Genomic DNA, 307 nt, shown 5'->3' on the forward strand with positions numbered 1-307 from the left:
GGCTGCTGCCCATCACTCTACCCCTAATTTCTTATTCAGTCGTGCACACGCTGAAAAGCCAGCGCCCGCTTGTCATCGACTCTTTTAAGCTTTGGATGCGACCAATTCAGTGCTTCACCAGCACCAATGATCAACACACCGCCCAATGAAAGACGGTCTCCAAGCTCATCTAGAATTTTATGTCTCAGCTCATTTCGAAAATAAATAAGCACGTTTTGGCAATAAATCAGATCCTGATTCTTGAGGGGGCTCTGACTTATGTCTCTCATATTCTGTTTAGAAAAACATACATGCTTACGCACGTAAT

Annotated in this window: 1 protein-coding gene; it reads right to left on the reverse strand. The window is 44.0% G+C overall.

The window, feature by feature from the left end; genetic code table 11:
- Positions 1 to 35: 35 nt before the first annotated feature.
- A partial coding sequence (locus A3750_RS05510) for a CheR family methyltransferase (protein WP_304440172.1) occupies positions 36 to 307 on the reverse strand: 272 nt, incomplete at its 5' end.

This window comes from Oleiphilus sp. HI0079 (genome assembly GCF_001635105.1).